We start from the raw sequence: 25,153 nt of genomic DNA on the forward strand, positions 1-25,153 counted from the left end.
CCATGAGTCAATCGTCGGGCTCCGTCGCTGAGCCGATCACCACTGAGCAGTACCTGACGATGACGTTGGGGCATGAGCAGTTTGCCCTGTCGATTGCGCAGGTGCGGGAGATCATCGAGTTCAGCAGCCTCACGGAAATCCCACTGATGCCGGATTTTCTGCGCGGTGTGATCAACCTGCGCGGCGCGGTGGTGCCGGTACTGGACCTGGCCTTGCGCCTGGGCCGCGAGCGTACGCAGATCGGGCGGCGCACCTGCATTGTGATTGTCGAGGTGGATCAGGCTGAGCCGCCGCAGCTGATCGGTGTGCTGGTGGATGCGGTCAACGATGTGCTCGATGTACTGCCCGGGCAGATTGAACCGCGCCCCGGTTTTGGTGCGCGCATCCGCGCAGACTTCATTGCCGGAATTCTGCGTCATCAAGAAAGCATCAGGGTGGTTCTGGACTTTACCCAGGTGCTGGCGCTGGATGAGCTGGCCGGGCTGGTCGGCCAATGCGCAGAGACTGGAGTGTAAACCATGTGGCCCAGCACGCTCAGTGATGCGGGGCTGGAGTCATCCATTCCGCTGAACGACAGCGAATTCCGGCAACTGCAAACCTTATTTTATGAGCAGGTCGGCATTCAGTTGCCGCCGGTTAAACAGCCGCTGATTCGCGGCCGTCTGGGCAAACGTCTACGTGCACTGGGGCTGGCCAGTTACGGGCAGTACCACCAGCTTCTGCTTTCTGCGCAGGGGGCGGATGAGCTGGAAACGGCGATTGATCTGATCACTACCCACGAAACCTATTTTTTCCGTGAGCCCCGACACTTTGACTTTATCCGTCAGGTGATCCTGCCGCAGACGGCCACTCAACCGGATTTCACTGCCTGGAGTGCCGCTTGTTCCACCGGTGAGGAGGCCTATACCCTGGCCATGCTGCTGCACGAGGCGCGTCAACCGCGGGCCTGGCAGGTGCTCGGCAGTGATATCAGCCGTCAGGTGCTCAGCTGTGCCCAGCGCGGCCTGTATCCGCTGGCGCGCAGTAAAAATATTCCGCTGCATTACCTCAAACGCTATTGCCTTAAGGGGCAGGGCAGCTATCAGGGGCAGTTTCTGGTGAGCAGTGAGCTGCGCAAGAACGTGCAGTTTATTCAGCTCAACCTTAACCAGAGCGCTGCGGGGATCGGCCCGTTTGACCTGATCCTGCTGCGCAATGTGCTGATCTATTTTGATGTGAAGACCAAGCAGCGCGTGTTGGAGCATGTGGTGCAAAGGCTCAAGCCGGGTGGCTGGCTGCTGGTCGGCCATTCTGAGGCCCTGTACGAACACCGACTGCCCCTTGAGCAGGTCAGCAGTGCCATCTACCGCAGGTTAGAAGCATGACCGAACGCGTGTTTCTGAACCCCGGAGACCTGTATTTCGGTCGCGGTGATATTCGGGTTGAAACCCTCTTGGGGCCTTGCGTGGCCATTGTTATGTGGTATCCGGGGCTGAGCATTGGCGGCATGTGCCACTTTCAGTTGCCCGGTCAGCCCGCCGCAGCCGGAGTTGCCGCAGATGGCCGTTACGGCATGCAGGCTTGGCACTGGCTGGAGCAGCAGGCCCGTAACCACGGCCTGAACCCGGAGCAGGGGCAATACAAACTGTTTGGTGGTGCCCGCAGTTTTACCCAGCCCGGCGAGCATCTGGCGCTGGATGTGGCGGCGCAGAACGTGGCGTTTATCGAACGGTTAATGGCAGCGCGCAAACTGCGGATCACGGCGCAGGATCTTGGCGGCCAGGGTTACCGTTATGTGCGCTTTGAGCTGCGCAGCGGAGATGTTTGGGTGCGCCGGGGGACGGCCATCAACAGAGTGCAGGCGGAGGTCAAACGCTGATGGCGATCAGGGTAATGATTGTGGACGACTCGGCGGTGATGCGTGAAACCATGCAGCAGTTGCTGGCGCCACACGCGGATATCAAAGTGATCGGCACCGCGCTGGACCCGTTACTGGCGATGCAGAAGATGCAGAACGACTGGCCGGATGTGATCATCCTCGACATGGAAATGCCGCGCATGGACGGTCTGACCTTTCTGCGTCAGATCATGGCCACCCGGCCCACGCCGGTGGTGATGTGTTCAACCCTGACCGCGCAGGGCTCGGCTGTCAGTGTTCAGGCGCTGGCGGCGGGGGCGGTGGAGGTGATTGCCAAGCCCAGCATGGGGCTGCGCGGGTTTCTTCAAGACAGTGCGCAGCAGCTGATCAACGCCATCCGCACGGCAGCCACAGCCAAAGTGGCCGGGGCGCAGCTGATCCGTGAAGCCTTACCCGCATCGTCCAGGTCCGCGCTTGAGCCGGTTGGGCGATCCGCGCTTCGGGCGGTTGAGCGGGTTGTACTGATCGGGGCTTCTACCGGCGGCACTCAGGCCCTTGAGTACGTGTTGACTCAGCTTCCCGCTGACGCACCGCCGATCGCCATCGTCCAGCACATGCCGGAGAAATTCACCGGCAGCTTTGCCGAGCGCCTTAACAGCCTGTGCAGCATTGAAGTGCGCGAAGCAGTCAGCGGCGACCGGCTGCAACCGGGGCTGGCGCTGGTTGCACCGGGTGGCAGGCATATGCTGATCAAGCGCGATGGCGGGCATCTGCATGTGGATGTTAAGGATGGTCCGCTGATCAGCCGTCATCGCCCGTCGGTGGATGTGATGTTCCGCTCGGCGGCTGTTACCGCTGGGCGCAGTGTGATGGCTTTTTTGCTCACCGGAATGGGCTCGGACGGTGCGCTGGGGATGAAGGAGTTGCAGCAGGCCGGAGCCCGCACACTAGCCCAGGATGAAGCCAGCTGCGTGGTCTTTGGCATGCCCAAAGAGGCAATCAAACTGGGGGCCGTCGATCAGGTGGTGGCACTGCAGGAGATTCCGCCGCTGCTGCTCAGCTGGGTTTAGTACCCGTATGAAAAATGCTGTTGCCACGGTGAGCAGCAGCGCCATCAGGCTGTGGCTGATGAGCGGTTTGCCTGTGCATTGGGTGTCACTGAAGGCAGGGATTCTGGTTGCGCCTTATTTGTGCACGTAAGTTCTATTTCATCGTGGCAGCCTGTCGGATGACCGGCAAAAACCTCCGGCATGTGCTTTGCTCAAAAAGAGCAATATGCGGCCAGTTTTCGGGTTGTGCAGCGGCGTTGAGCTGCGTTTTTGAGGATCGCGCCAGCACTGGATGATGCAGGTTGCACTAAGTTGCAACTTATCGGTTGCGGGCCCCGGCTAGAATGCCGCCTGCAGGCCGATGACTCGACCAAAGTAGTACGTTAACCCTTGTTAATGCTGGGTTGCACCTGGTTGCACCTTGCCGCTATTGGGAGTTAATCTCTCGCCACTTTTAAAGAGCATGCCCCAGAACAGGATGGACCAATGGCTACCACTACCCTTGGCGTAAAGCTGGATGAAGCAACCCGTGAGCGACTCAAACTGGCTGCCCAGTCGATTGACCGCACACCGCACTGGCTGATCAAACAGGCGATCTTCACCTATCTGGAGCAACTCGAGGCAGGTCTGACCCCTGCCGAGATGACCGGTCTCGCCGCCGCTGCCGGTGAAGAGCCATTGGAAACCCTCAATGAGCAGGGCCTGCAAGTCTTCCTCGACTTCGCTGAAAGCATCCTGCCGCAGTCTGTACTGCGCGCTGCCATTACCTCCGCCTACCGCCGTCCTGAGCCGGAAGCGCTGGCCATGCTGCTGGAGCAGGCCCGCCTGCCGCAGGAAACCGCCGAAGCCGCCAATAAAATGGCCCTGGGCATTGCTGAGAAGCTGCGTAACCAGAAGAGCGCCGGTGGCCGTCAGGGCCTGGTTCAAGGCCTGCTGCAAGAGTTCTCCCTGTCGTCCCAGGAAGGCGTAGCGCTGATGTGCCTGGCTGAAGCGCTGCTGCGCATCCCGGACAAAGCCACCCGCGACGCGCTGATCCGCGACAAGATCAGCAACGGCAACTGGGGCCAGCATCTGGGCAACAGCCCGTCGATGTTCGTTAACGCTGCATCCTGGGGCCTGCTGATCACCGGCAAACTGGTGGCGACCCACAACGAAAGCGGCATGATGACCTCGCTGAACCGCATCATCGGTAAAGGCGGTGAGCCGCTGATCCGTAAGGGTGTGGACATGGCCATGCGCCTGATGGGCGAGCAGTTCGTCACCGGTGAAACCATTGCTGAAGCTTTGGCCAACGCCACCACGCTGGAAAGCAAAGGCTTCCGCTACTCCTACGACATGCTCGGCGAAGCCGCGCTGACCGAAGAAGATGCCCAGAAATACCTAGCGTCCTATGAGCAGGCGATCCACGCCATCGGTAAGGCCTCCCACGGCCGTGGCATTTACGAAGGTCCGGGCATCTCGATCAAACTGTCAGCGCTGCACCCGCGTTACAGCCGTGCCCAGTACGACCGCGTGATGGACGAGCTGTACCCGATCCTGCTGAAGCTGACCCTGCTGGCCAAGCAGTACGACATTGGTATCAACATCGATGCTGAAGAAGCGGATCGCCTGGAAATCTCCCTCGATCTGCTTGAGCGCCTGTGTTTCGCCCCTGAGCTGGCCGGCTGGAACGGTATCGGTTTTGTCATTCAGGCTTACCAGAAGCGTTGCCCTTACGTGATCGACTATGTGATCGATCTGGCCAAGCGCAGCCGTCATCGTCTGATGATCCGTCTGGTGAAGGGCGCTTACTGGGACAGCGAAATCAAGCGTGCCCAGGTTGAAGGCCTGGAAGGTTACCCGGTTTATACCCGCAAGCCGTACACCGACGTGTCCTACATTGCCTGTGCGCGCAAGCTGCTGGCGGTGCCGGAAGCGATTTACCCGCAATTCGCCACCCACAACGCTCACAGCCTGTCGGCCATCTACCAGATCGCCGGGCAGAACTACTATCCGGGCCAGTACGAGTTCCAGTGCCTGCACGGCATGGGCGAGCCGCTGTACGAGCAGGTCGTAGGCAAAGTGGCTGACGGCAAATTCAACCGTCCGTGCCGTATTTACGCACCGGTGGGTAGCCACGAAACACTGCTGGCCTATCTGGTTCGCCGTCTGCTGGAAAACGGCGCGAACACTAGCTTCGTTAACCGTATTGCTGACCAGAGCATCTCCCTCAAAGACCTGGTCGAAGACCCGGTTGCACAGGTTGAGCACATGGCTGCACAGGAAGGTCAGGTGGGCTTGCCGCATCCACGCATCCCGCTGCCACGTGAGCTGTATGGCGATGCGCGCCTCAACTCCGAAGGTATCGACCTGTCCAACGAACACCGTCTGGGCTCACTGTCTTCGGCACTGCTGAGCAGCACCAATCAGGTTTACAAAGCCGCGCCAATGCTCGGTTGCGAGGTTTCCCCGCTGGGCGAGGCGCTGCCGGTGCGTAACCCGGCAGATCACCGCGATATCGTCGGTTATGTGCATCAAGCCACGGCGCAAGACGTAGAAAACGCAGTGCTGTGCTCCGTCTCCAGCGGCCAGATTTGGCAATCCACTCTGCCTGCCGAGCGCGCCGCCGTGCTGGAGCGTGCTGCTGACCTGATGGAAGCTGAGATGCAGCAGCTGATGGGCGTGCTGGTGCGTGAAGCCGGTAAGACCTTCGCCAACGCCATCGCCGAGGTGCGCGAGGCTGTGGACTTCCTGCGTTATTACGCTGCTCAGGCGCGTAATCATTTCAGTAACGACACTCACCGCCCGCTGGGCCCGGTGGTGTGTATCAGCCCGTGGAACTTCCCGCTGGCGATCTTCAGTGGTCAGATCGCCGCTGCACTGGCTGCCGGTAATACCGTGCTGGCCAAGCCGGCTGAGCAGACCCCGCTGATCGCCGCCCAAGCCATCCGCATCATGCATGAAGCCGGTGTACCGGCCGGTGCGGTGCAACTGCTGCCGGGCAACGGCGAAACTGTCGGTGCTGGTCTGACCGGTAACGAGCGTGTGCGTGGCGTGATGTTCACCGGTTCCACCGAAGTGGCGGGCATCATCCAGCGTGGTCTGGCTGGCCGTCTCGACGCTCAGGGCCGCACGCTGCCGTTGATCGCTGAAACCGGCGGTCTCAACGCGATGATCGTCGACTCTTCCGCTCTGACCGAGCAGGTTGTGGTTGATGTGGTGGCTTCCGCATTCGACAGCGCCGGTCAGCGTTGCTCTGCACTGCGCGTGCTGTGCGTTCAGGATGATGTAGCCGATCGCGTAATCACCATGCTCAAAGGCGCTATGGCTGAATACACCTTGGGCAACCCAGAGCGTCTGAACACGGACATTGGTCCGGTGATCGACGAAGAGGCCAAAGGCAACATCGACCGCCATATTGAGAAAATGCGCGCCAAAGGCCGCAAGGTGCATCAGTTGGCCCGGGTCAAAGGCGACCAGATCAAGCTTGGCACTTTTGTGGTGCCGACTCTGATCGAGCTGGAAAGCTTTGATGAGCTGGAGCGCGAAGTCTTCGGTCCGGTGCTGCACGTGGTGCGTTACAACCGCGCTGAGCTGGACGCTCTGCTCAAGCAGATCAACGACAGCGGCTACGGCCTGACTCTCGGCGTGCATACCCGCATCGACGAGACCATCGCCCAAGTGGTGGATACCGCTAAAGTCGGCAACCTCTACGTCAACCGCAACATCGTCGGTGCTGTGGTCGGTGTACAGCCGTTCGGCGGTGAAGGTCTGTCTGGCACCGGCCCGAAAGCCGGTGGCCCGCTGTATATGTACCGCCTGCTGACTACCCGTCCGCAAGACGCGGCCTGCAAGCAGATCATTCAGGACAGTGGTGTTGAGCGCGATTGCCCGCAGGCCCATGCCGAGGTCATCCAGGCATTGCTGGACTGGAGCGAGCAGCATGAGCCGGCATTGATCGCGACCATCAAGCAGTTTGACGCATTGGCCCTGAGCGGCGTGGTGCAGGAGCTGCAAGGTCCGACCGGTGAACGCAACACTTACAGCCTGCTGCCGCGTGAGCGTGTATTGGGTCTGGCTGATGAGCGCAGTGATCTGCTGGTGCAACTGGCTGCTGCATTGGCGGTGGGTTGTGAAGTGGTTTGGCAGGAGTCGGCGGCTACTCGTGAGCTGTTCGCCAAGCTGCCGAAGCCAGTGCAGGAGCGCATCACTCTGGTCAGCCAGTGGGCTGATACAGAGGTGGCATTTGAAGCGGTGCTGCACCACGGTGATTCCGATCAGCTGCGCGAAGTCTGCCAGCTGGCGGCCAAACGTCCGGGCGCAATCATTGCAGTACATGGTCTGAACAAAGGTGAAACCGACATTCCGCTGGAGCGTCTGCTAATCGAACACGCTCTGAGCGTGAACACGGCAGCAGCTGGTGGTAACGCCAGCCTGATGACCATCGGTTAAGGCGCTGTCATGACACTGTCACAGGTTTTTATCAGCCTGTGGCAGTGCTGAAAGTCCCATGACAGGTTTGAAGTTCACACTGTAACGAAGCGTCACCGGCTTACCGCCGGCCCCCGATTCTTCCGGGTTTTCGGGGCTGCATGTCGTACCGCTGCATGGGTTACCGCCCGCCACGTCATGCTTCTTATCTCTGGCATTTTCAATGCGAAGCAAAGGCTTACCTGCCGCTGCCGGAACGGAGCTACCCGCTCCGTTCCATTCGCGGTGCCAGCCTTCCTTGCAGGCCGACAGGATGTCGACCTGTATCCCCTGCGGCTTACAGCTTGGCAATCGACACTTCGGTGGATTTCACGAAGGCAATCACTTCGCTGCCGACTTCCAGTTCCAGCTCGCGTACAGAACGGGTTGTGATCACGGAAGTAACGATGCCGGATGCAGTCTGCACATCAATCTCAGACAGTACGTCGCCCAGCACGATTTCTTTGATGGTGCCTTTGAACTGGTTGCGCACGTTGATGGCTTTAATGGTCATGGTGTAACTCCTATCATTTTGGGGAAATACGTATACGGCCTTGGGTTAAAGCGCCCAGCGCAGTTGCGTGGGCAAAGGGGAAGTGGGTTCAGGTTCGGGCGGCAGCTCAGGCAGCGCCAGAACACGGTTCAGTACTTGTTCTTCGTAAGCGGCCAAGCGTGCTGATGCGCGTTGCCGTGGTCGCCCCAGATCGACGTTGAGATCCAGACCGATTTCACCGTCTTCGATCAGGATCACCCGGTCGGCAACGGCCACTGCTTCGCTGACGTCGTGGGTCACCAGCAGCACGGTAAAACCATGCTGTTGCCACAGGCGCTCGATCAGTTGCTGCATCTCGATGCGGGTCAGGGCATCCAGCGCGCCGAGTGGCTCATCGAGCAGCAGCAGGCGTGGCTTGTGAATCAGGGCTCTGGCCAGTGCCACACGCTGCTTCTGGCCGCCGGACAGCGACGCTGGCCATTCATTGGCGCGATCAGCCAGCCCAACCGCTGCCAGTGCTTCTTCAGCCTGCGGACGCCAGTTGCCTTTGAGGCCCAGGCCGACATTGTCGATCACCCGTTTCCAGGGCAGCAGGCGCGAGTCCTGAAACATCAGGCGGATGTCTTCGCGGCTTGAGGCCAATGGAGCATTGCCAGCCTGCAGTTCGCCACGCGTCGGATTATCCAGCCCGGCCAGCAGGCGCAGCAGGGTGCTTTTGCCGCAGCCGCTGCGGCCCACCACGGCAACGAATTGCCCGGCCGGAATGTGCAGGTCGATGTTCTTCAGCACTTCACGTTCGCCAAAGGCTTTGTGAATACCGTTGATCGCCAGCGGAATACCGCGTTTCAAGGTGTGCAGGGCGGTCATTGGTTTTTCCCCTTCACCTGATAAGCCGGGTGCCAGCGCAGCCACACACGCTCCAGAGCGCGGGCCGCTACGTCAGCCAATTTGCCGAGTACGGCATAGAGCAGAATGGCCAGCACCACGACGTCGGTTTGCAAAAACTCGCGGGCGTTCATCGCCAGATAGCCAATGCCGGAGCTGGCTGAGATGGTTTCCGCCACGATCAGCGTCAGCCACATAAAGCCCAGAGCAAAGCGCACACCGACCAGAATCGAGGGCAGGGCGCCGGGCAGAATCACTTGGCTGAATAAGCTGAAGCCGGACAGGCCATAGCTGCGTGCCATTTCTACCAGGGCCGGGTCGACGTTGCGGATGCCGTGATAGGTGTTCAGGTAAATCGGGAACAGGGTTCCGAGGGCGACCAGGAAAATCTTCGCGCTCTCATCAATGCCGAACCACAGGATCACCAGTGGAATCAGGGCCAGATGCGGCACGTTACGGATCATTTGTACCGAGCTGTCTAAAAGGCGCTCGCCCCACTTCGATAAGCCGGTGATAAAACCGAGCAGCAGGCCGATGCCGCCGCCAATCAGAAAACCAACGCCTGCGCGCCAGCCGCTGATCGCCAGATGGGTCCAGATTTCGCCGCTGCTCAGCAGTTCCCAGCCTGCGCTGATCACTGCGCTGGGCGCAGGCAGAATACGGGTGGAGAGCAGGCCGCTGACCACCGACAGTTGCCACGCCGCCAGTAGCACCACGGGCAAGGCCCAGGGTGCCAGGCGCAGGGCCACTGAATGAAGGGTTGAATTGCTCATACTGACCTCAACTCCTGACTGCTTAACTGGCCGAGGCGGATTTGGGCACGATGTCGCTGGAGATCATTTCCCCGAACGGGCTGACGTAACCGATGTTCTGCGGCAACTCCGGACGGTTTACATCCAGATGCGGGAACAGCAGTTCAGCCACGCGGTATGACTCTTCCAGATGCGGATAGCCGGAGAAGATGAAGGTGTCGATGCCCAGATCGGCATATTCCTTCACCCGCGCCGCGACAGTTGGACCATCGCCCACCAGCGCGGTACCGGCACCGCCACGCACCAGACCGACACCGGCCCAGAGGTTTGGCGAGACTTCCAGATTGTCTTTGTTGCCGCCGTGCAGGGCGGCCATGCGTTGCTGGCCAACGGAATCGAAGCGGGCCAGAGAGGCTTGGGCGCGGGCGATGGTGTCGTCATCAAGATGGCTGATCAGGCGGTCGGCGGCGGCCCAGGCTTCTTCGTTGGTTTCCCGCACGATCACGTGCAGACGGATACCGAAGCGTACTTCGCGGCCGTGTTTGGCGGCCTTCTCGCGGACTTGGGCAATCTTCTCGGCAACGGCTGCCGGTGGCTCGCCCCAGGTCAGGTACAGCTCAACCTGCTCGGCGGCGAGGTCTTGAGCGGCATCTGAAGAACCGCCGAAATACAGTGGTGGACGCGGTTGTTGCAAAGGCGGGTAGAGCAGTTTGGCGCCTTTGACCTGAATATGCTTGCCGTCGTAATCCACGGTTTCGCCTTCCAGCACGCGGCGCCAGATGCGGGTGAACTCGACAGAGGCTTCGTAACGCTCGGCGTGGGACAGGTTCAGACCGTCACCGGCCAGCTCGTCCGGATCACCGCCGGTTACCAGGTTGAACAGCGCACGGCCGCCGGACAGGCGATCCAGCGTTGCCGCCTGACGGGCTGCAACGGTCGGCGAGATGATGCCGGGGCGCAGCGCGACCAGAAACTTCAGGCGCTGGGTGACCGGAATCAACGAGGCAGCCACCAGCCAGGAGTCCTCGCAGGAACGCCCGGTGGGGATCAGTACACCACCGAAACCAAGGCGATCAGCGGCTTGGGCAATTTGCTGAAGGTAACCGTGATCGACGGCGCGTGCGCCTTCACTGGTGCCCAGGTATTTGCCGTCACCGTGGGTGGGCAGGAACCAAAAAACATTCAAGCTCATGGAGTTGTCTCCTCAGGAAAAAGGCCACCTGCTACCGCTCTGCGGCGGTAGCAGGGCAACGGCTTACTGCGCTTGCGCCACTTTGGCGGGCGGGGTCCAGATAACGTCTTTCACTACCAGCTGCTTTGGGATCAGCTTCAGCTGGGCGAAGGTGTCAGCGATCTTCTGTTGAGCGCTGACCACTTCAGGCGTGAGGAACTGCGCGCCATAACCCTGACGTTTCACCGCAACTGAGGTGATGCTTGCCGGCAGGCCCAACAGCGGGGCGACCTGAGCGGTCACGGCATCCGGATCTTTCTGCGAGTCTTCGCCCACGGCGCGGACTTCTTCGATCAGGGTGGTGATGATTTGCGGGTTCTTCTCTGCGTAAGGGCGGGTGGCCAGGTAGAACTGATGGTTGTCGACCAGGCCTTCGCCATTACGCAGTGTGCGGGCTTGCAGCTGCTCTTCGGCGGCTGCCTGGAACGGGTCCCAGATCACCCAGGCGTCTACGCTGCCGCGCTCAAATGCAGCGCGGGCATCGGCCGGTGGCAGGTAGATGGGCTGGATGTCGCTGTATTTCAGGCCTGCATCTTCCAGTGCACGGACCAGCAGGTAATGCACGTTGGAGCCTTTGTTGAGGGCGACTTTTTTGCCTTTGAGGTCGGCAACGGATTTCAGTGTCGAATCCTTCGGCACCAGAATCGCTTCACTGGTCGGCGCTGGTGGCTCGTAGGCCACATAGAGCAGATCAGCACCGGCTGCCTGAGCAAATACAGGCGGGGTTTCGCCGGTCACGCCGAAATCCACCGAGCCTACGTTGAGGCCCTCCAGCAGCTGCGGGCCGCCGGGGAATTCAGTCCAGGTGACGGTTACGCCTTGCTCGGCCAGGCGTTTTTCAAGGCTGCCTTTGGCTTTGAGCAGCACGAGGGTGCCGTACTTTTGGTAGCCGATACGCAGGTTTTCGGCCTGAGCCTGAGTAATAGCGCCGAAAGTGATGGCCGCGGCAAACAGGGCGGCCAGACTCCGACGCAAAGTGATAGTGCGCATGGCGCTCTCCTTTACGTTGAGTTTTTATGTTGGCTACCTGCTTGCCCGTTGGCGGGCGAGTAAGGTTGTATTTCTCAAAAGTGCCTTTCGGCGACTTTGGGTTCAGCGTTGGTTTTAAATACTCCAGCGTGAGTTGATCAGCCGATCATTCAGTACGCTGGGGTCAATCGTTGTCGGGCGTCGGGCCAGGGCGTAATGGAAGTGCTCAAGGGCGTCTTCCAGACGTTGCTCCAGAACCTCCGCCAGTTGTGCCGGGTTGCCGTTCTCGCCATAGGCAATTTGGCTGTCTACGGCAAATACCGCGTGTAGCATTTCTTGCGCTTTCAGTGCTGCCAGAACAGGTTTCAGGGCGTAATCCACGGCCAGCATGTGGGCACTGCTGCCGCCAGTGGCGATGGGCAGTACGGGTTTGTGGTTCAAGGCGCGTTCCGGCAGTAAATCCAGCAGTGTTTTCAAGGCGCCGGAGAACGACGCCTTGTAGACCGGTGTAGCGACAATCAGGCCATCTGCACGGGCCACTTGTTCGTTCAGGTGCTGCACGGCAGGGCTGTTGAAGTTGGCGAACAGTAGATCTTCAGCTGGGAAGTCCCGTACCTGAAAGCTCACCACCTCAACGCCGTGCTGGTGTAACCACTGTGTTGCACGTTCAATCAGGATGTTGCTGCGGGACTTCAGGCTTGGACTGCCACCCAGTGTTACAACCAGCATGCTGACTCCTTAACGGTTAGGCTGCGGGGTCAGGCGCAGGTAAGGCTTCACGGCGCGATAGCCTTTCGGGAAGCGCTGCTTGATCTCTTCCTCATCCTTCAGCGACGGCACGATCACCACCTCATCCCCATCAACCCAGTTAGCCGGTGTGGCGACCTTGTGGTTGTCGGTCAGTTGCAGGGAATCAACCACCCGCAGAATCTCGTTGAAGTTACGGCCAGTGCTGGCCGGGTAGGTGATGGTCAGGCGCACCTTTTTGTTCGGGTCGATGATGAACAGCGAGCGAACGGTCAGGGTGTCGTTGGCGTTCGGGTGGATCAGGTCGTACAGATCGGAAACCTTGCGGTCAGCGTCCGCCAGAATCGGGAAGTTGACGCGGGTGTTCTGGGTTTCGTTGATGTCGTCGATCCACTTCAGGTGCGAATCAACCGGGTCAACTGACAGGGCAATAGCTTTGACGCCGCGTTTGGCAAATTCGTCTTTGAGCTTGGCGGTGAAGCCCAGCTCAGTGGTGCACACCGGCGTGAAGTCAGCCGGGTGGGAGAACAGAATGCCCCAGCTGTCGCCTAGCCACTCGTGGAAACGGATGCGGCCTTCGCTGGAGTCTTGTTCAAAATCAGGGGCGATATCGCCGAGACGGATAGACATAGAGGTGAGCTCCTGTGAATGCGTTAAGTGGTGCTCACTATGCGGCGACTTTTTAGTTTTTAAAAAGAATAAATAACAATTTGTTTATAACATTTTGGAATTGTTTGGGCTGAGCAATCCTGCATCGAAATCGGCAACCTCTGGGTGCAGATTTGCTGCGAATGAGCGCGCTTTTATGCAGTTGATTTTTTTCGTATTTAATTCAGAAAACAGATTTTTACAGGAGTTGTTCGCAGGATCAGTACACGTTTACTGATGATTTGCCTGGTTATATTCGGCAGGATTTTTATTCTTATCCCTCATTTCCTTGTAACAGTAGCTTCTTTTTTGTGTTGTTTAATCCTCCCCAGAGTTCACCCCAGATGTAACGACAGAAGCCTCCCGCAGAGAGGTTGTTTGGGGGAGTTTCCTCGGCTGCAGTTGACGATCGTCATAGCCCTCCGCACCACCCAATCATAAAAAACGATCTGTTCATTTTGGAGCCCGTAATGAATAAAACCGCTCTGGCTGCGGCCGTGACGCTTACCGCTTTGGCTAACCAGGCCACTGCTGCATTTCTTGAAGACAGCAAAGCGACGCTGACCCTCCGCAACTTTTATTACGACCGCAACGACAAAAACACAGCCAATAACAACAACGAGGCCAGCGAATGGGGGCAGGGGCTGATTTTTAACTACAGCTCTGGGTTTACCGAAGGCACCGTTGGTTTTGGTCTGGATGCGATTGCCCTCGTCGGCCTGCGCCTGGACAGTGGTGGCCGGGTTGGCAAAAACGGTCACGACCGTAACCCCGGTCAGCTGTTTCCGGTCGACAGTGACGGCAGCGCTGAAGACAGCTACAGCAAGGGTGGCGTCACCGCCAAAGTGCGCCTGTCCAAGACCATCGCCCAGATCGGCACCCTGCAACCGAAACTGCCGGTGATCAATATCAACGACAGCCGCTTGCTGCCGCAAACCTACAAAGGCGGCCAAGTTACTTCCAACGAAATTGATCGGCTGACCCTGATTGCCGGTCAGCTGGAAAGCACCAAGACCCGCTCCTCTTCTGACGACATCGGGATGCGAATTGCAGGCTCTTCCTCAGCTGCCGATACCAACAAGTTCTACTACGCCGGGGGGGACTACAAGATCACCGACGATCTTACCGCGCAGTACTACTACGCCAACCTTGAGGATTACTACAAGCAGCATTTCCTTGGTTTGGTGCACAACTGGAAGCTGCCGGTGGGTAACCTGAAAACCGATCTGCGTTACTTCAACAGTTCGTCTGACGGCAAGAACAGCAGTGCCAGCGGTCGTGCCGAAGGCTACCGCAGCGCTGGCTACTGGGCTGCAGGCGACAGTGATCGTGGTGAGGTGGATAACCAGACGTGGAGCGCGCTGTTTACCTATAGTCTTAGCGGCCACTGGGTCAGTGCCGGTTATCAGCAGATATCTGGCGACAGCGCCTTCCCGTTCCTCAATCAGGGTGACGGTTCCACGGCGTATTTGTTCACTAACCGTCAGATCGGTAAGTTCACCAACGCCGGTGAACGCAGCTGGGTGGCTGAGTACGGTTATGACTTCAGTGCTGCCGGGGTTCCTGGGTTGAAGGCGTCGATCAACTATGTCTCTGGCGACAATATTGATGCAGCAGATGGCGATCGCAAAGAGTGGGAGCGTGACTTCCGCGTGGACTATGTACTGCAGGAAGGTTCGTTCAAAGGCCTGGGCTTCACATGGCGAAACGCGACGTTGCGCGGCAACAACGAAACCGATCAGGACGAGAACCAGTTGTTTGTGACCTACAGCTTGCCGCTGCTCTGAAGCAACGCTGACCCCGCTGTAATGAGGCCGACCTGAGTGATCAGGTCGGCTTTTTTATGGGCTTTCGGAGGATTTTCAGCGCAAAAAAAACCGGCCTGATGATCAGGCCGGTTTTCTATACAGGTGACTGCGCGCCGGGATTACAGCAGCGGCAGGCTGTAGCTGACGATCAGACGGTTTTCATCGAGGTCTTTCTCGTTATTGCCACGCTGGGTGGCATTACGCCAGGAGAAGCCCAGACCTTTGAGCGAGCCCGATTGCAGGACGTAATCCAGACGGAAGTCGCGCTCCCACTCTTTGCGGTCGCCATCTGCAGCGTCGATGTTGTCACCGGAGAGGTAAGTGATGGTGGCTTTCAGGCCAGGAATACCCACTTCGGCAAAGTCATAGCCGTATTCGGTCAGCCAAGTGCGCTCACCGGCGTTGAGGAATTTACCCAGCTGGCGATCAGTGATCAGGTAAGCAGTCGAGCCGTCGCCTTGGTTGAGGAACGGGAAGGCGCTGTCGCCGGACACTTGCTGATAGCCCGCGCTGATGGAGTGGCCGCTCAGGCTGTAAGTGAACAGGGCGCTCCAAGTGCGGTTGTCGACCTCGCCTTTATCGGTATCACCAGCAGCCCAGTAACCAGTGCTGGTGAAGCCTTCGGCACGACCGCTGACGCTGCTGTTTTTGCCGTCAGACGAGCTGTTGAAGTAACGCAGGTCAGTTTTCAGAGAGCCGGTAGGCAGTTTCCAGTTGTGCACCAGACCGAGGAAGTGCTGCTTGTAGTAATCCTCGAGGTTGCCGTAGTAGTACTGCGCAGTCAGGTCGTCGGTGATTTTGTAGTCACCGCCGGCGTAGTAGAACTTGTTCGACTCAGCGTCAGCTTTGGAGCCGCCAATACGCAGGCCGACGTCATCAGTGGAGGAACGGGTCTTGCTGCTTTCCAGCTGGCCGCCGATCAGAGTCAGGCCGTCGATTTCGTTGGAGGTGATCTGCCCACCTTCAAAGGTCTGCGGCAGCAGGCGACCGTCGTTGAAGTTCACCACCGGCAGTTTCGGCTGCAGGGTGCCGATTTGGGCAACGGTTTTGGAGAAACGGACTTTACCCGTTACACCGGCTTTACCGTAGTTATCCACCGCAGAGCCATCGCTCTCAAGCGGGAATAGCTGGCCTGGGTTGCGATCGATGCCAGCTTTGCCTGAGCGACCACCACCATCTAAGCGCACGCCTACCAGACCGATAGCATCCAGACCAAAACCAACGGTGCCTTCGGTAAAGCCGGAGGTGTAGTTGAGCTGGAAGCCTTGGCCCCACTCGCGGGCTTCACCAGAACTGTTGGCAGTGTTCTTGTCGTTGCGGTCGATGTAGAAGTTGCGAAGGTTGAGTGTGGCTTTGCTGTCTTCAATGAACGCGGCAGTTGCTGGGTTGGCGACGGCTGCCAGCGTTACTGCTGCGGCCAGAGCTGTTCTTTTCATCGTGGGCTCCAAAAAATACATATCGTTATTGCTGTTTTTAGAAGGTGCTGCAAAGGGCGATGACACTCGCTAGCTACCATCGTGGAAGTGCCCCCCAGCCAGCAACGGCAGATGAACTTGCCGGATGGGGCGCACTCTAAGGACAATTCGACAGTACTTAAAAAGAATTTATTATTAAGTTTAAATAACCTATCGGAATAAGAAAACCTTCTTACTACTTTCTATAAGCTAATTTCTAAAAATTATTTGTTCGATGATTTTTAGATCATTTAGCTTTGTCCCTACCGGATCACCGGACTTCATACCTGTTTCCCTGAAGTTGTGCGTGATCCGGCCGTGAGGCTGGCCGGCACGTCTAGATAGAGGTCTGCCATGCCCAAGCGCCTAAGATTTTTCTTTCAATCAATACTGGCCATGGGCCTTGTATTGATCCTTGTCACAGCAAACGCCCAGGCCGCCGATGAAGCTAAAAAGCTTCGGATCGGCTATCAAAAATCTTCGACCCTGATCAGTTTGCTCAAGAGCAACGGTAGCCTTGAACGTGCATTGGCCCCACTCGACATTAGTCTCAGCTGGCATGAATTTCCCAATGGCCAGCCGCTGCTGGAAGCACTGAATGTCGGCAACATCGATCTCTCTGCTGATGTGGCCGATACGGTGCCGGTGTTCGCTCAGGCAGCAGGGGCGGAGCTGACTTATTTTGCCCAGGAAGCAGCATCGCCTTCGGCACAGGCCGTCATCGTCCGCGAAGACTCGCCCCTGACCAGCCTGGAGCAGCTCAAAGGAAAGAAAGTCGCCGTCACCAAAGCGGCTGGCAGCCATTATCTATTGCTGGTGGCTTTGGCTAAGGCCGGGCTGAAGTTCTCGGATATTCAGCCTGCTTATCTGACTCCGGCAGACGGCCGCGCTGCATTTGAAAACCGTAAGGTTGATGCATGGGTAACGTGGGAGCCGTTCCTCAGTGGTGCGCAGCAGCAATTACCGACCCGCACCTTGGCAGACGGCCGCGATCTGGCCGATTACAAACGCTATTACCTGACCAGCAGTAAATTTGCTCAGGCCAATCCGCAAGTGCTGAACGTGGTGTTTGAACAGCTGCTGTCGGCGGCCGAGTGGCTGCGTGCTAACCCTGCAGAGGCGGCGAAGGTACTCAGCCCTCTGTGGGGTAATCTGGACCCGGCGATTGTCGAGAAAGCTAACAGTCGCCGCAGCTATCAGGTGCAGCGGGTGGAACGTGCGAGCCTCAATGAGCAGCAGAAAATAGCCGATGCATTTGTCGCCGAAGGGCTGCTGCCTAGGGCTGTGGATGCGCTGGATGTGGCTGTCTGGTTGGAGGAGTAGAACATGCGCCAGCAGCTTCGTGTGACCGGGCAGAACTTTGCGGGCTTGCATCCCGTGCTGGAACCGAGGCTGTTTCCTAAGGACTTCACCGATCGCAGCGAGCGCGTGGAAAAACTTGCGCGCAAACTGGCTGCCAACGTGGTGCAGCGTGAACGCCAGGGCGGCAGTGCTCTGGCTGAGCGCCAGCTGATCAGGGACAGTGGCTTGCTGACGCTGGCTGTACCGCAGCAGTTTGGCGGGCAAGGAATGGTGTGGCCGGAGATATACCGCATCGTGCGGTTTCTGGCTGCGGTGGACAGCTCGCTGGCCCACCTGTTTGCCTTCCAGCATTTGCAGGTGGCGACCATTCTGCTCTATGGCAATGCCGAGCAGCAGCGCATCTGGCTGAGCCGCACGGTGCACGAGCACTGGTTCTGGGGCAATGCCACCAATGGCCGGGACAACCGCCTGAAGCTCAAACGCCGCGATGAACATTACGAGCTCAATGGCAACAAGTCGTTCTGCTCGGGGGCTTTAGGTGCGGATGCTCTGGTGGTCAGTGCGCCGCGCAACCATAACCCGAACGACCGGGTTTTCATCGTGCTGCCCAGTCAGCGTGAAGGCATTGCTGTGAATGACGATTGGGATGGTTTCGGCCAACGTCAGACTGACAGCGGTACGGTGCAGTTTGAAAACGTCTTCGTCGACAGCAGTGAGTTACTCGGGCCAGGCGGTAGTCCGCGCAGCACTTTACGGGCATGTCTGGCGCAATTGGTGTTGGTGCAGCTGTACCTGGGTAATGCGCAGGGAGCTTTGGATGCTGCGCAGCGCTATACCCGTGAGCAGAGTCGGGCCTGGCCCGCATCTGGTGTGGCGCTGGCTACCGAGGATCAGTTTGTTCAGCAGCGCTACGGCGAACTGTGGCTGCACTATCGCTCGGCGTATCTGCTGGCGGAACACGCGGCTCAGCGTCTGCAGGCAGCGTGGGAGAAGCCGGTGCTGACGCTCAATGAACGCGCCGAGGTTGCGTTGGCGATCAGCGAGGCAAAGGTGGTTTCAGCACGGGCTGCGCTGGAGATCACGTCGAAGATTTTTGAAAACATGGGCGCCAGCGCGACCAGCTCACGCTACGGCTTCGACCGCTTCTGGCGCAACGTGCGGGTGCACACACTTCATGATCCACTGGATTACAAAGTGCGTGATCTGGGTAACTGGCTGGTCACCGGCAAGCTGCCGGAGCCTTCGCCTTACGGTTGAAGCGGGCCTGCGGCGCAGGCCCGTAATGCGCCTGATCAGGCTTCGGCGCGTTTCATCAGGTTGCGTTGCCGCCATTCCATAAAGGTCTTCAGCAGCAAGGTGAGCAGGGCCATGCAGGCCAGCAGCCCTGCGGCGGTAAAGGCGGCGGCGGGTTTGTAGTCGTTGTTCAACTGATCTACCAGCAGCGGCAGGGTCAGGGTCTGGTTAAGGATGGTGCCGGACACTACCGACACCGCACCGAACTCACCCACCGCCCGGGCGTTGGTAACCACCACGCCGTACAGCAGCGCCCATTTGATTTTCGGCAGGGTTATATTCCAGAAAATCTGCCAGCCGTTGGCACCCAGGCACAGCGCTGCGGTTTCTTCATCTTGCCCCTGGCTCTGCATCACCGGAATCAGAATCCGCGCCACATACGGTGCGGTAACAAAAACGGTAACCATGACGATGCCCGGCCAGGCAAACATCAGTTGCATGCCGTTGTCGTAGAACCAGCGCCCCAGTGCATGTTCAAGGCCGTACACGACGAGATAGCACAGGCCTGCCACCACCGGTGAAACCGCATAGGGAATGTCGATTACCGTGGTCAACAGCTTGCGCCCCCGGAAGTCGTAATGGGTGACGCACCAGGCCAGCATGATGCCGAAGCACATGTTGATTGGCACGGTCAGCACTGCGACCAGCAGAGTCAGGCCGATGGCGTGGAGCATGTAATCTTCATTCAGATTGCTCCACAGCAGATCGAGGCCACCGGAAAGCGCCTTAGTAAAAATCAGAGCCAGAGGCAGGATCAGCATCAGCGTGACCAGAGTCAGGCCAAGTGCGATCAGCAGCCATTGATGCCAGTGTTGTGGTTTTTTCATTTGCCTTGCCGTTGCCATTTGAACAGGCGGCCCTGAACCACTTGCAGGCTGAACAGCAGCAGCAGTGAGGCCAGCAGAATCACCGAGGCAATGGCTGCCGCGGCGGTGTGATTGAACTCTTGCAGACGCACAAAAATCATCAGCGAGGAGACTTCCGTTTTGAACGGAATGTTGCCGGCAATCATGATCACCGCGCCGAACTCGCCGAGGCTGCGCACAAAAGACTGTGACGCACCGGTGACCAGCGCCGGGGTCAGTGTCGGCAGAACCACGTGGCGGAATGTTTGCAGGCGGCTTGCACCCAGAGTGCGGGCGGCTTCTTCATAGTCGCTGCCCAAGTCCTGTAGAACCGGCTGCACCGTGCGCACCACGAACGGCAGGCTGGTAAAGACCATTGCGATGATGATGCCCGGGTAGGCGTAGGCAACCTTCCAACCAAAGGGCGCAAGCCACTGCCCCAGCCAGCCACCAGGTGCGAGCAGCGCGGCCAGGGTCAGGCCAGCCACCGAAGTCGGTAGGGCGAAAGGCAGATCAACCAAAGAGTCCACCAAGCGGCGGCCCGGGAAGTCGTAACGAGTGATGATCCAGGCTAGCAGTAAGCCAATCAGCACGGCGGCAATGGTTGAGTAGAAGGCGCCGCTGATGGTCACCTTGTAACTCTGCACAACGCGCGGATCAGTGATCGCTTGCCAATACTGCGCCCAACTCATATCGCTGACGTACAGCAGTAGCGCCGAGATCGGGAACAGAATGATTAGTGAGATATAAAAGACGCTGAAACCAAAGCTCAGGCCAAAGCCTGGGAGCAAAGGATTCTGCAAAAAGAAACGTGGTGATCTAGACACGCATATAGCCCTAAATACACAGGCCGCCTTTAGAGCCCTTCTGAAACTACCTGCGCTGACTGCCTCGGCGACGTTTCAGTAAAGCTCTATGGGCGGCCTGTTGTTGACTCAAGCCTGTTGAGTCCAGGTTTGCATATTAAGCAGCCAGTTCGGGGCGCTTTGATGCTGAACCTTAGCGACCCTCGGCCAACAGTTGGTCAAGGATACCATTTGCGTCGAAGTGCTTGGCAGTAATATCGTCCCAGCTGCCCAGAACATCAGTCGGGTTGATCAGGCGGATTTTCGGGAACTGATCAGCAGTCGCGGCGACCACTTCCGGGTTGTGCACACGGTAGCTGTACTTGGTCAGCAGCTGCTGAATCTCTTTGCTGTACTGGAAGTCCAGGTAGGCTTTGGAGACGTCGCGGGTACCTTTTTCATCGACCACTTTGTCGACCAGGGCAACCGGGAACTCAGCCAGAACGCTGACTGGCGGTACGACGATTTCAAAACCACCGGACTTGAACTCTTCGCCATTTGCGATGTTGACCACTTCCGATTCGAAGGTCAGCAGCACGTCGCCCTGACCGTTCTGAGCGAATGCAACAGTGGCTGCACGGCCGCCGGTTGGGAAGTTCTCTACGTTACGCAGCACTTTGCCGACAAACTCTTTGATTTTGGCTTCGTCGCCATTGAACGCTTCATTCGCATGCAGCCAGGCACCCAGGTAGCTGTAACGGGCGTTGCCGGAGGTTTTCGGGTTAGGGAACACCAGTTTTACGTCAGGACGGGCAAGGTCTTCCCAGCTTTTAATGTTCTTCGGGTTGCCTTTGCGCACTAGGAAGGCTGTGGTGCTGTAGTAAGGCGAGCTATTGTTCGGGAACTGCTCAGCCCAGTCTTTGCGCACCAGACCGCGCTTGGCCAGGATGTCTACGTCGGTCACTTGGTTAAAGGTCACGATGTCGACTTTCTTGCCTTGAATAATGTCCTGAGCCTGACGGGAGGAACCGGCGAAAGACTGGTCAATCTTCAGGTCTTTGCCAGTTGTCTCCTTCCAGTGAGCCTGGAATTTCGGGTTGATCTCGCCGAACAGCTCACGGGCAATATCGTAGGAGGCATTCAGGATCGGTTTGTCTTCAGCCAGGACAGCAGCGCTGCTCAGCAGGCTGGAAGTAATGGCCGTGGCCAGCAAAATTTTCTTAAGCATGGGGCAGACTTTCCTCGTCACTCGCCTGTTGGCAGGCATTTATGTTTGTTGATGGCCGTTCAGCCAAGCTGGTCGGCGATACTGCATAGTTTCGTTATTCTTAATAAATATTTTTTAGTGCTATGTATATTCCTTAAATGCATATGAAGGCTGGGAATGGCTTAGAGCCTCTCTGTTAGGCGCTCCAGTTGTGCTGCAATAAGCTTCTGTAGCTCATACAGATCGCTGTGACTGGCACGCCTGATGAAGCTGTTAATGCTGTCTTCGATGGACTCAACTGTCGGACGCTGTTCCACCAGGTTCAGGTGTTCGCTGAGCAGTTCCGGGCCGCTGCTGACCAGCAGGGCAAAGTGGATGGCGTTCTCCAGCTCGCGGGTGTTGCCCGGCCAGCTGTGCAGCTCAAGGCGCCGCTGCGCCTCATCACTGATCTCCGGCAGTGGCACATTAAGGCGCTGTGCATAAATTCCCAGAAAGTATTCAGCCAGCGGCAAAATATCCCCCACACGCTCGCGTAGCGGCGGCAGCGTGATGCGTCCATCGATCAGATACCGATAGAGACGTTCATTGAACTTGCCGGCGCTGACGGCCTGTTCCAGGTTGATGCTGGTAGCGGCCAGCAGGCGTACATCAACAGGCGTTGGCTGCTTGGCACCGACCCGCCAGGTTTCTCCGGTTTCCAGAGCGCTCAGCAAATCTTCCTGCAGTTCAGGGCTCAGATCGCCAATTTCATCTAGATACAGGGTTCCGTTATTCGCCGAGCCGAACCAGCCCGCCCGGCTGCTGGAGTTACCGTGATGGGCGCCTGCAGCGTAGCCAAACAGCTCTGCCTGCGCGTATTGCGGGCTCAGACCGCTGCAGCTGATCGCGACAAACAGACCAGGGCGCTCGCTGGCGCGGTGAATATGGCGGGCCAAAAGTTCTTTACCCGTACCGGTCTCGCCTTCAATTAATAAGGGCAGTGGTTGTGTCGCCAGCTGCTCGACCTGATCGCGCAATTCCCGGGAGCGCGGGTCAATAAACACCAGCGCCTTAGCGCGGATGCTAAGTGGGCTTTTATCGGCGTCAGCGAAAGTCAGTAAGGCCTGTTCGCTGAGGGTGTTCGGACTCATCAAAATGCTCCTGCACAGCCTGGTGTCCAAGCTGTATATAAATTCCAATGCTGCGTTAGGCGCGCAGACGATGCAGCTGCTCTGTTCGGTGCTGCAGGCGATACAGATAGGCGAAGCCTTGCTCCCAGCGTTCATGCCCGGATTTGACGTTGATATGGCCAGCTCCACTGAGGATGGCCACATCGCTGCCCCATTGGCGAGCCAGCTCGATGGCGCGTGCGGCACTGGCAGCACTGTCGTTATCAGAGCCCACCAACTGGCTGGGGAAGGGCAGCGCCTGATTGGGAATGGGCGCGAAGTTTTGCAGCTCTGGCGGGCAGTTGGCTCGCTCGACGTCGGCTGGTGCGACCAGCAGCGCCCCGCGTACGCGTTGCAGCAGTTCAACGGGGGCGCTTACGGCCCAATGAGCGACGGTGACGCAGCCCAGGCTGTGGGCAATCAGGATGGTCGGGCGTGGATCGCTCGCGATCGTGCGGTTGAGCTCGTCAACCCAATCTTTACGGTTAGGGCTTAGCCAGTCTTTCTGCTCAACCCGTGCACCATTAGGCAGAACGCGTTGCCAGTGGCTTTGCCAATGCTCATCTGAGGAGCCTTGCCAGCCCGGGATGATCAGGTAGCGGGTGGTGTCATTTCGCATGTCTGGCTCTCCTGCACATATCTGTTGAGCGCAGTGTAGGAAGAGTTTTCAGATATCAAAAAGAATAAGAACTTATTTGCTTATTCACTTTTATCGATTCTGCACGTTCGATTTAGATTTGAATTATATATTTCCATTAGGAATATAAATGTTCTTAAACGGTATTTTTAAGAATATCAATTGCTCACTACTATCGATTCACACCCAGCGGCTACCCCTTGTTCTCACCAGTCGAATGGGACCCAACAGGAGCATAAAAATGACTGCAACCGTTCGTAATTTTGAAGGCCAGGACGACGCCAGCATTCTGCGTGAGATTCAGGCTGCGCTGAATGGCCTCAAGTTTGGCTCGGTGGAAATCACCGTGCACAACGGTCAGGTGGTGCAGATTGAGCGCAAGGAGAAATTCCGCTTGCAGGCCCCAGCCAGCAAGAGCGCCTGAGCCAAACCAACGTACTCAACTCGAGCATAGCGGGGGAGCGTAGACATGAAACCGGCGCAGACAATTAAGCCAAACCGGTGTTGTAGCTGTCAGTCACGAATGTGTTTTTGATCGCCAACTTTAATAAATCAAACAGAATCAAATGCTTAGGAGCTACATAATGTCTATCCGCCGTTTTGCTCTGGCTGCACTGGCCAGCGCTCTGATTGCAGGCCCCGTGGCCGCTGCTGAAACCCTGCTCAATGTGTCCTATGACCCAACCCGCGAGCTGTATGTTGAGTTCAACGCTGCCTTTAATAAGCACTGGCAGGCTGAAGGCAATGAAGCTGTGACCATTCAGCAGTCTCACGGTGGCTCGGGCAAGCAGGCCCGTGCTGTGATTGATGGTCTGCGTGCCGATGTAGTGACGCTGGCTTTGGCCGGCGACATCGACGAGCTGAACAAGCTGGGCAAACTGATCCCGGAAAACTGGCAGGAGCGCCTGCCGCAGTCCAGCACGCCATACACTTCCACCATCGTGTTCCTGGTACGCAAGGGCAACCCGAAGAACATCAAAGACTGGGATGACCTGACCAAGCCAGGCATCGAAGTCATTACGCCTAACCCGAAAACTTCCGGCGGTGCCCGCTGGAACTTCCTCGCCGCCTGGGCTTATGCGCAGCAGAAGTACGGCAGCGAAGAAAAAGCCAAAGAGTACGTAGAGAAGCTCTACAAGCAGGTTCCGGTGTTGGATACCGGCGCGCGCGGCTCGACCATCACCTTTGTGAACAACCAGATCGGTGACGTGCTGCTGGCTTGGGAAAACGAGGCCTTCTTGGCGCTGAAAGAGCAAGGCGGCGAAAACTTCGAGATCGTGGCTCCGTCGCTGTCGATTCTGGCTGAGCCGCCGGTTGCGGTCGTGGATGCCAACGTCGAGAAGAAAGGCACCCGTAAAGTGGCTGAAGCCTATCTGAATTACCTTTACAGCGAAGAAGGTCAGCGCATTGCCGCGAAGAACTTCTACCGTCCGCGTAATGAAGCGGTCGCAGCAGAGTTCAGCAAGCAGTTCCCGGCGCTGAAACTGGTCACCATTGATGACGATTTCGGTGGCTGGAAAACCGCTCAGCCGAAGTTCTTCAACGATGGCGGCATCTTCGACCAGATCTATCAGGCTCACTAAGCCGCAGGTTCAGGGTGGGTTAAGCAGTCCC

Annotated in this window: 23 protein-coding genes; 10 read left to right on the top strand and 13 right to left on the bottom strand. The window is 57.9% G+C overall.

Annotation, left to right across the window (positions count from 1 at the left end; translation table 11 throughout):
• The first annotated feature begins 2 nt into the window (after positions 1-2).
• The 5 genes from AO726_RS17030 to putA all read left to right on the top strand — a co-directional run bounded on the left by AO726_RS17030 (position 3) and on the right by putA (position 7,317).
• Positions 3-515 carry a chemotaxis protein CheW gene (locus AO726_RS17030; protein ID WP_241492138.1) on the top strand — a complete coding sequence of 171 codons (513 nt, stop codon included), beginning with the start codon at positions 3-5 and terminating at the stop codon, positions 513-515.
• A 3-nt stretch (positions 516-518) separates the two neighbouring features.
• Positions 519-1,364 carry a CheR family methyltransferase gene (locus AO726_RS17035; protein WP_058069307.1) on the top strand — a complete coding sequence of 282 codons (846 nt, stop codon included), beginning with the start codon at positions 519-521 and terminating at the stop codon, positions 1,362-1,364.
• A complete protein-coding gene (locus AO726_RS17040; RefSeq protein WP_058069308.1) occupies positions 1,361-1,858 on the top strand; it encodes a chemotaxis protein CheD in 498 nt (165 codons plus the stop codon). The genes AO726_RS17035 and AO726_RS17040 overlap by 4 nt, the downstream gene beginning before the upstream one ends.
• Positions 1,858-2,907: a protein-glutamate methylesterase/protein-glutamine glutaminase gene (locus tag AO726_RS17045; protein WP_058069309.1), complete on the top strand. Its 1,050-nt coding sequence runs from the start codon at positions 1,858-1,860 to the stop codon at positions 2,905-2,907. Before AO726_RS17040 ends, AO726_RS17045 begins: the two co-directional genes overlap by 1 nt.
• Before the next feature lie 465 nt (positions 2,908-3,372).
• Entirely contained in the window at positions 3,373-7,317 is a 3,945-nt protein-coding gene (gene putA / locus AO726_RS17050) for a trifunctional transcriptional regulator/proline dehydrogenase/L-glutamate gamma-semialdehyde dehydrogenase (RefSeq protein WP_058069310.1), read from the top strand.
• 316 nt (positions 7,318-7,633) lie between these two features.
• Here the strand turns inward: putA and AO726_RS17055 are convergent, their stop codons facing one another.
• From AO726_RS17055 to AO726_RS17085, 7 genes are all read right to left on the bottom strand, one after another.
• Positions 7,634-7,849, bottom strand: a complete 216-nt coding sequence (locus AO726_RS17055; RefSeq protein ID WP_058069311.1) for a TOBE domain-containing protein — start codon at positions 7,847-7,849, stop codon at positions 7,634-7,636.
• A gap of 45 nt (positions 7,850-7,894) precedes the next feature.
• Positions 7,895-8,695 (bottom strand): aliphatic sulfonates ABC transporter ATP-binding protein, encoded by an 801-nt coding sequence (gene ssuB, locus AO726_RS17060; RefSeq protein ID WP_058069312.1) that lies wholly within the window; start codon positions 8,693-8,695, stop codon positions 7,895-7,897.
• Positions 8,692-9,486 carry an aliphatic sulfonate ABC transporter permease SsuC gene (ssuC, locus tag AO726_RS17065; RefSeq protein WP_058069313.1) on the bottom strand — a complete coding sequence of 265 codons (795 nt, stop codon included), beginning with the start codon at positions 9,484-9,486 and terminating at the stop codon, positions 8,692-8,694. The genes ssuB and ssuC overlap by 4 nt, the downstream gene beginning before the upstream one ends.
• A gap of 22 nt (positions 9,487-9,508) precedes the next feature.
• On the bottom strand, positions 9,509-10,657 hold the full coding sequence (gene ssuD / locus AO726_RS17070) for an FMNH2-dependent alkanesulfonate monooxygenase (protein ID WP_058069314.1): 1,149 nt from the start codon (positions 10,655-10,657) through the stop codon (positions 9,509-9,511).
• A gap of 63 nt (positions 10,658-10,720) precedes the next feature.
• The gene (locus tag AO726_RS17075; protein WP_058069315.1) at positions 10,721-11,686 is read right to left on the bottom strand and encodes a sulfonate ABC transporter substrate-binding protein; all 966 of its coding nucleotides are present in this window, start codon (positions 11,684-11,686) and stop codon (positions 10,721-10,723) included.
• 114 nt (positions 11,687-11,800) lie between these two features.
• Positions 11,801-12,394 carry an NADPH-dependent FMN reductase gene (gene ssuE, locus AO726_RS17080; RefSeq protein WP_058069316.1) on the bottom strand — a complete coding sequence of 198 codons (594 nt, stop codon included), beginning with the start codon at positions 12,392-12,394 and terminating at the stop codon, positions 11,801-11,803.
• Positions 12,395-12,403: 9 nt separating this feature from the next.
• Positions 12,404-13,042 carry a peroxiredoxin gene (locus AO726_RS17085; RefSeq protein WP_058069317.1) on the bottom strand — a complete coding sequence of 213 codons (639 nt, stop codon included), beginning with the start codon at positions 13,040-13,042 and terminating at the stop codon, positions 12,404-12,406.
• 488 nt (positions 13,043-13,530) lie between these two features.
• On the opposite strand from AO726_RS17085, the gene AO726_RS17090 reads away from it, so the two are divergent.
• Complete coding sequence (locus AO726_RS17090; RefSeq protein ID WP_058069318.1) at positions 13,531-14,847, top strand: OprD family porin; 1,317 nt, start codon at positions 13,531-13,533, stop codon at positions 14,845-14,847.
• 140 nt (positions 14,848-14,987) lie between these two features.
• On the opposite strand, the gene AO726_RS17095 is transcribed toward AO726_RS17090, so the two are convergent.
• A complete protein-coding gene (locus AO726_RS17095) occupies positions 14,988-16,304 on the bottom strand; it encodes an OprD family porin (RefSeq protein WP_058069319.1) in 1,317 nt (438 codons plus the stop codon).
• Positions 16,305-16,718: 414 nt separating this feature from the next.
• Between AO726_RS17095 and AO726_RS17100 the strand changes: the two genes are divergently transcribed.
• Together AO726_RS17100 and AO726_RS17105 are read left to right on the top strand one after the other, a co-directional pair.
• Entirely contained in the window at positions 16,719-17,645 is a 927-nt protein-coding gene (locus tag AO726_RS17100; RefSeq protein ID WP_241492139.1) for an aliphatic sulfonate ABC transporter substrate-binding protein, read from the top strand.
• A 3-nt stretch (positions 17,646-17,648) separates the two neighbouring features.
• A complete protein-coding gene (locus tag AO726_RS17105) occupies positions 17,649-18,881 on the top strand; it encodes an acyl-CoA dehydrogenase family protein (protein ID WP_082629176.1) in 1,233 nt (410 codons plus the stop codon).
• A 35-nt stretch (positions 18,882-18,916) separates the two neighbouring features.
• Here the strand turns inward: AO726_RS17105 and cysW are convergent, their stop codons facing one another.
• The 5 genes from cysW to AO726_RS17130 all read right to left on the bottom strand — a co-directional run bounded on the left by cysW (position 18,917) and on the right by AO726_RS17130 (position 23,521).
• A complete protein-coding gene (cysW, locus tag AO726_RS17110) occupies positions 18,917-19,744 on the bottom strand; it encodes a sulfate ABC transporter permease subunit CysW (protein ID WP_058069321.1) in 828 nt (275 codons plus the stop codon).
• Positions 19,741-20,589, bottom strand: a complete 849-nt coding sequence (gene cysT, locus AO726_RS17115) for a sulfate ABC transporter permease subunit CysT (protein WP_058069322.1) — start codon at positions 20,587-20,589, stop codon at positions 19,741-19,743. Before cysT ends, cysW begins: the two co-directional genes overlap by 4 nt.
• Positions 20,590-20,761: 172 nt before the next feature.
• Complete coding sequence (gene cysP, locus AO726_RS17120; protein WP_058069323.1) at positions 20,762-21,775, bottom strand: thiosulfate ABC transporter substrate-binding protein CysP; 1,014 nt, start codon at positions 21,773-21,775, stop codon at positions 20,762-20,764.
• Between the two features lie 161 nt (positions 21,776-21,936).
• Positions 21,937-22,884 carry a sigma 54-interacting transcriptional regulator gene (locus AO726_RS17125; RefSeq protein ID WP_058069324.1) on the bottom strand — a complete coding sequence of 316 codons (948 nt, stop codon included), beginning with the start codon at positions 22,882-22,884 and terminating at the stop codon, positions 21,937-21,939.
• Between the two features lie 55 nt (positions 22,885-22,939).
• Positions 22,940-23,521: an alpha/beta hydrolase gene (locus tag AO726_RS17130; RefSeq protein ID WP_058069325.1), complete on the bottom strand. Its 582-nt coding sequence runs from the start codon at positions 23,519-23,521 to the stop codon at positions 22,940-22,942.
• Between the two features lie 259 nt (positions 23,522-23,780).
• Between AO726_RS17130 and oscA the strand changes: the two genes are divergently transcribed.
• Together oscA and AO726_RS17140 are read left to right on the top strand one after the other, a co-directional pair.
• Complete coding sequence (oscA, locus tag AO726_RS17135) at positions 23,781-23,963, top strand: sulfur starvation response protein OscA (protein ID WP_058069326.1); 183 nt, start codon at positions 23,781-23,783, stop codon at positions 23,961-23,963.
• Positions 23,964-24,123: 160 nt separating this feature from the next.
• Entirely contained in the window at positions 24,124-25,122 is a 999-nt protein-coding gene (locus AO726_RS17140; RefSeq protein WP_058069327.1) for a sulfate ABC transporter substrate-binding protein, read from the top strand.
• Positions 25,123-25,153 lie beyond the last annotated feature (31 nt).

It is taken from the genome of Pseudomonas sp. TTU2014-080ASC (assembly GCF_001446935.1).
Lineage (GTDB): Bacteria > Pseudomonadota > Gammaproteobacteria > Pseudomonadales > Pseudomonadaceae > Aquipseudomonas.